Genomic DNA, 6,822 nt, shown 5'->3' with positions numbered 1-6,822 from the left:
AATATTTATACCAGACTGTTAGCACTCATCGTTTAGGGCGTGGACTACCAGGGTATCTAATCCTGTTTGCTCCCCACGCTTTCGCACCTCAGCGTCAACTTAACCCAGTGAACCGCCTTCGCCTCTGGTACTCCTCCAAATATCAACGAATTTCACCTCTACACTTGGAATTGTGTTCACCCCTATTAAGTTCATAGTTATGCAGTATCAATACCCGTAATGAAGTTGAACTACAAGATTTAAGTATTGACTTACAAAACCGCCTACATGCCCTTTACGCCCAATAAAACCGAACAACACTCGCTCCCCTCGTATTACCGCGGCTGCTGGCACGAAGTTGGCCGGAGCTTTTATCTATTTACTATCACTATTATCATTAAATAAACAGAGTTTTACAATCCAAAGTACATATTCTGTACCTTTTTTATAAGATCTTCATCACTCATGCGACATGGCTGGATCAGGCTTCCGCCCATTGTCCAATATTCCTCACTGCTGCCCTCCGTAGAAGTTTGGGCCTTGTCTCAGTCCCAATGTGGCTGTTCATCCTCCCAGACCAGCTATAGATCTTGGCCTTGGTAGGCTTTTACCCCACCAACTAGCTAATCTACCGCAAGCTCATCTTGTTCCGAATTATTCTTTACCTGTTGCAGGAATTATACGTTATTACCTTAAGTTTCCTTAAGCTATCCCGTTGAACAAGGTAGATTCTCACGTGTTACTCACCCGTTCGCCGCTAACAACCTGTTTAGAGGTTGTCCGCTCGACTTGCATGTGTTAGGCCTGCCGCCAGCATTTGTTCTGAGCCAGGATCAAGCTCTTAATAACTTAAGCTATAACTTCTTGTTATAACCTAGTATATTTGTTCTAACATCAAATCTCAATACGAGCAATATAGGATTAGTTGTTTATTACTATCCCAAGTGTTGATAAGATAACAAACAAAACAAACGGTCAGTAGTAACTATGGTATTAATTATAAATTATTAAAACAACAAAATATCCAAAAAAAAAGACCCACATACATAACTGACTAGAACATCTGATACTATAAACATCGATCAAAATAGTAAAAACTAATAAACAAGAACATTTATCGTTGAATTCATGAATATAAAATCGAAAAGTATCAAAAATAAATGTAAACCGATATAAGATAAGTGATATATGCCATTTATGTTGTTAAACATGGATGTGGATTATAATTCTGTTCCAATGATTGATCAGATCATGACAATAAATATTGAAGATGTACATTTGATGGGTCTATTTATCTGATCCTGGATCTTGGTACCTACAGTTCTAATAAATTTTAATTGGGATATACCAACAAAACAACATCCAGACCTCTATTATTTAATAGAATTTATAGATTTAACATGTTAACACCACATTTTTGTAATCAGATTCTCATCAGACTTTCCTTTCACGGACTTGAAAACACGAAGAAAAAACAACCAAGCAAATGATGTGTTATGAATATACCAACATAATTACAATCGACAAAGCACATAAACAGAGACAAACATGTTGGCAACTAATGATGTGGATGGTGCGGGAGTACCTAACCCGATCTCCCTTTATTTCTAACTAGTTTGTAGGCGGTTTAACTTCTTGTATATCAGGTTTAATTTGATTAGATTCAGATTGAACAGGTTTTGATTGATTTCTGTTTAAATTTTGTATTAAGTTATTAATATCTACATTTTTATTACTATCCAATCACTTCATCATTCCAGATATAACATCAAACATATCAATAGTTAAAGAATAATCAGCCATCGACATAATAGCGGCATCTTTATCAGTATTAACTGCAACAATTGTTTTAGCATCTTTGACACCAATCATGTGATGATCTGATCCGGATATACCAAATGCAATGTAAAGTTTAGGAGCTATAGTCGAACCTGCACTTCCAATTTGAAATCCAACCGGTGCACATCCCAATTCAACAGCACCTCTAGTTGCTCCAATGGCAGCACCAAGTCTTAATGCCAATGGTTTCAATCAAATCATAAAATTCTCTTCGGTACCAAAACTTCTACCTCCTGCTATAACTATATCTGCCTTTGATAAATCCGGTAACTCCTTATTAACCTCAGGTTTTGAATAGGATATCAATTCCAGTTGTTTTCTAATAGGGAAATTAATAATCTGATATCTAACATCTGGTACAGTTTCTATTGGTTTTACAACTTCATTTGTTTCTTTCTTATTATCAACACCCATCTCTTTTGGTTTATCTTCACATGGTTTTATCTCCGTTTCCTTCAAACCATCCTTATCCACATTAGTAATTGTTGGTCTTGGAGTAGCAACCTCCGAACTACTTTCTTCACATCGAACCACATCTTCTTTAACCTCTTTGTTTTCATTTACTTGATTATCCTTTGAATTTAAGTTATCCTTTAGATTATCAACTTCTTTATCCTTACCACCTATAACATCTTTATTACTTCCAACGTTGTCAACATTTTGATCCTTTACTTCCAGATTTGTATCTGGATTGGCATCACATTTCTTCTCTTCTGGTTGTTTTTTCTCAACCATTCCTACATCAGGATCGGCTATTAATGACAATTTAACAGATATTAATCATGGTTTATCACATTTAAAGCCAACATGTTGATTTACCATTCCAGCATTTGCCGTTCTAACAAAGATATTATCACCTAAAATATCATAAACATTAGAAATTACATAACGATTCACGGCTGCAGCTGCTCTGCATATAACATTGTGATAACAAGTATCGGTATCAGCAACCGTTATATCATATTTTAATATCAGACCTGCAACAAGTAACGCACAAGCACAACTGTTTCTATCAACGTTAATAGGTATCTTGGTTGCTAATAAATAGATCTCATTTACCTTCTTTAAAGTCTTAGCACAAGCGTAATTACAATTAACAGTTAATATTCCAATCTTTTCATAAGATTTAGATATAAAATTAATTAACTTCTGATCATTCGAACTGAACCTGTTGTTCTTAGCCTCTAATATTATTAATGCACTTTTCATTGTTAACTAAACAACGTTGTCATTAGGGTATCAACATTATCTATAACCTTTACCTTTCTAATTTTATTCGGTATAACATAATTTACAACAGAAATACACGAACAACAAGTTAAATTCAACTTATTTACACCTTTTATACTTATTTGTTTGTTTATAGCTTTGGTCGGATCCAACGTAATAACAGATGTTTCTGATTTATCAAATTTACAAACCAATACACATGGTAACTTAACAACAAAAGTCATGATTCTATTCCGCAATTTACAACGTGCTGTCAATTGATCTGCTTTTTTATCAACTAATTCACAAACACAATAAAGTTGTCTCCAACCCAAGAATGTTGCCAACGCTGAACCAACAAATCCCGAATTATTATCTGAAGATGATTTACCTGTTAGAACCAAATCATATTTTTCAGCAGTTAATCAACGTTTCAATACTTTGGATTTTGTTAATCCGTCAACAATTGATTCTTCATAATCATTAATCTTAACAAGCACCACTTCATCAACACCCATATTCAAAGCATGTCTAAGTAAACCACTATCGGATTCTTTCGATAAACAGATCACAGTAATTACTGCAGAAGGATCTATTTCTTTGAATTTAATAACAGCAGATATATTTTCTTCATCAATCGGATCTATCATGCGTTTTGCTGTTTTATAATTAAGTGTTCCATTAACTACTTCTGGTTTAACCTCTGGATCATAAATAATTTTTACCGTTATAATAATTTTCATTACTTATTGTTCCCTAGATTGGATATTATGTTAACATATATATAAAAAAGCCAATATAACACAACCACATTAAACTCAATACTTATTGTTATGTTTTAAACAACCAAACGTTGTATCATTACTTCAGAAAAATATTTGTAAAACATATGAAAAACTCAATCATCATTCCTATTAATTAAATTTCTTGTTATTATAAAGTTGTTCAAATTTGATGTATCTATGAAATATTCATAATTATTCTTATGATCAGTAATTACAACATTATTTCAAAACAAACATATCATAATCAATCAACAAATAGGTACATAGAATGTTGTAGACTTCCAATCGGAATCATTAAGTTATATATACCAGACCGTTATATATTTTTCTTAGATTTTATTATAAATATTTCTTCACTGTTTTTATTAGTAATATTATCATTAATAATCAACAACAAATATAATAATGTCAATAATAATTAGATATTGATTTTAGGTATAACGAATTCCTGTATTGCTGATTGCTGATAATAGAGAAATAAAAAAATCTAGAAAATAAAGAAACTAACAGAATAACACCGTCTATCGGATAATTACACCTAATAATAAAAGATTGGTTGAACTAAGCAACAAAAAACCCATTATTAACTCCAAAAAAACATTCTAAATCATTAAAAAAAAAGATTAATTGATAGAAAATTCAACAATAATACTGTAATCAAACAAAAAAATGTTAACATTAGAAACAAAAATAACAATGGTAATGCTTGGTTAAAAAACTAATAGTAAACGATATTCTTCATCACAAATATCTGCTTTTACTTTTTTAAAAAAATATGAAAGTTGTATCTAAAGATTTTATAAAAGAAATTATAAGCAAAACGGTAATAACTGTGCCAGTATATTTCAATGTTGCACAAAAACAAACGACAAGGGACGCTAGAAACATAGTAAGTTTAGATATTCTTAGAATAATTAAAGAAAAAACCAACAACCAACACCAACTGCGTTAACATATGGACTAGACAAATAAAACCAAAAAAATAGTGGTTTATGATTTAGGTAATAGAACTTTGGACATTTCAATCTTAGAACTAGGAAATGGTGTTTTTAAAGTAAAATTAACAAATGGTAACACATTTTTAGGTAGAGAAGAACTTCAATTCCAAAATCTTATATTACATTGTATTCCATGTTTTTAAAAAGAGATCAATGTTAACCGTTGGTTAAAAACAAACTTGTTCTCCAATGAATAAAGGATGTTGTAAGAAAAATCCTAAAACAGAACCATCAATCTATTACCGATACAGAAATAAATCTACTTTTCATTAATGTTGATGAAAATGGTTCTAAAACATTTAACATGTAACTTATCAAGATCAAAACTAGAAGAAACTGTTGAAGAATTTATTAAAAACAACCAAACCATGTGAAACTGTTTTGACTGATACAACATGAAACTTCCAAAATCTATAAATGAAATAATATTAGTAGGTGAAATAACAAGAATGTCTAAAATACAAAGAGTTGTTGAAAGGTTTATTTGATAAAGATCCAAACAAAAAAATGTCAATCCCGATGAAGTTGTCGCGATTGGTGCGGCTATCCAAGCTGAAGTACTACAAAGAAACATAAAAAGATGTATTATCATTTGATGTTACAACGTTGTTATCAGGAATTAAAACCTTAAGAAGTATATTTACAGGATTAATAGATAAGATTACTACAACACCAACCAAATGGTATCAAATATTCTCAACAACTAGAAGATAATCAATCTATATGTTACCATAAAAAACTTATCAAGATGGAAAAAATAACTTATAACAACATAAATGTTAGAAACAATTATGATTTAGTCGAAATCACTAAAGTTTAAGGAGGTATTTCCCAAATTGAAGTAATTTTTGACGTTGATGTTAACGGAATAGTTCAAGTATCAATAAATACTAAAACAACAGGCAAAGAACAACAGATTAAAATCAAAACTTCCAGTAATTTAACAGAAAATGAAATTAACTCTATTAATTAATAAAACCAAAACAAAAAACCAAGGATGTTGTTAAAGTTAGAAATCGAGTTAAAAACTTAATTTACTCTACTAATAAATCTATATTTATGTACTAAGCTATCAAATCAGAACAAATCCAACATTTATAAACAATACAAATAATCTAAAAAACCAAACTAAACGTCAATAGGAGTAAATATTGAACAATTAAGATCAATGTTAAAACAACTGATAGAAAGATCTAAGATATTAAACCAAACTATGTTCAATACTAAAACTAACAACTAAATAAATAAATTATATAAATTATTAGCCATTAACAAAATATCTGGATAACAAACAAATTAACAAAGCGGATTATAAATTTTCCATGATAGGTTATCTAAATTTTATTACCATAACTAATTCGGACTCAACATCCATGTTCGAAAATATAAATAAAACTACAATGTTACCAGAAAAAAGTCTAAGACCACTTATACCAAACCTTAATATAAAGAACTAACAATGACAAATGAAAACCTTCGATAACATATTTAATAATCATGATACTTCACAAGAAGTTTAATAAATACAAATAAAAAAAAGATTATGTCTTTAACATACATTAATAACTCAAAACAAATAAATGGAAAGAAAAACCGCTAGAACTGATCCTGATAATGGTTCTTGAACGTTTTAAATATAATACCGAACAATACCATTGTAACAGATTTAATTAATTATAAGAAATATGATATAATTTTAAGACAAGAAGATATCACAGTAAACATCCATGACCTTGTTGTTTAACAAAAAAAAGTAATAACAATTTTAGAAAATCTGTAATATAGTAATGAAAAATATTAACAACAACAAGATGTTAAAATTAAATTAAACCTCTTAATAAAAGAGGAATTACTTAATTACCACAACAAAAAAACAACTATAACATGAACATTGATTTCTTCACACGAACATTGATTCTATGAACATTCTGTATGTTAAGATAATTACTAAATCCCATAAATTTTATATTAGAGATGGTTCAAACTTACAACATGTTGTTCAATATTTAACC

4 protein-coding genes, 1 rRNA gene and 2 pseudogenes are annotated in these 6,822 nt (G+C 30.0%); 4 read left to right on the top strand and 3 right to left on the bottom strand.

Features of this window, described 5'->3' with window-relative positions; genetic code table 4:
* From MAGTDC_RS04780 to MAGTDC_RS02490, 3 genes are all read right to left on the bottom strand, one after another.
* A 16S ribosomal RNA gene (locus MAGTDC_RS04780) occupies window positions 1-828 on the bottom strand; the annotation flags it as partial.
* A 762-nt stretch (window positions 829-1,590) separates the two neighbouring features.
* On the bottom strand, window positions 1,591-3,027 hold the full coding sequence (locus MAGTDC_RS02495; RefSeq protein ID WP_146656901.1) for an electron transfer flavoprotein subunit alpha/FixB family protein: 1,437 nt from the start codon (window positions 3,025-3,027) through the stop codon (window positions 1,591-1,593).
* Window positions 3,028-3,029: 2 nt separating this feature from the next.
* Window positions 3,030-3,770, bottom strand: a complete 741-nt coding sequence (locus MAGTDC_RS02490; protein WP_146656900.1) for an adenine nucleotide alpha hydrolase family protein — start codon at window positions 3,768-3,770, stop codon at window positions 3,030-3,032.
* Between the two features lie 817 nt (window positions 3,771-4,587).
* On the opposite strand from MAGTDC_RS02490, the pseudogene MAGTDC_RS05910 reads away from it, so the two are divergent.
* From MAGTDC_RS05910 to MAGTDC_RS05900, 4 genes and pseudogenes are all read left to right on the top strand, one after another.
* A pseudogene (locus MAGTDC_RS05910) lies at window positions 4,588-4,953 on the top strand (Hsp70 family protein).
* Between the two features lie 141 nt (window positions 4,954-5,094).
* Window positions 5,095-5,301 (top strand): Hsp70 family protein, encoded by a 207-nt coding sequence (locus tag MAGTDC_RS02475; protein WP_192573114.1) that lies wholly within the window; start codon window positions 5,095-5,097, stop codon window positions 5,299-5,301.
* Between the two features lie 15 nt (window positions 5,302-5,316).
* Window positions 5,317-5,433, top strand: a pseudogene (locus MAGTDC_RS05905) (Hsp70 family protein); the annotation flags it as partial.
* A 203-nt stretch (window positions 5,434-5,636) separates the two neighbouring features.
* Entirely contained in the window at window positions 5,637-5,783 is a 147-nt protein-coding gene (locus tag MAGTDC_RS05900; RefSeq protein WP_146656902.1) for an Hsp70 family protein, read from the top strand.
* Window positions 5,784-6,822 lie beyond the last annotated feature (1,039 nt).

Source organism: Candidatus Hodgkinia cicadicola, assembly GCF_002774925.1.
The sequence above is the reverse complement of the archived record's forward strand: the minus strand, read 5'-3'. Positions and strand labels throughout refer to the sequence as shown.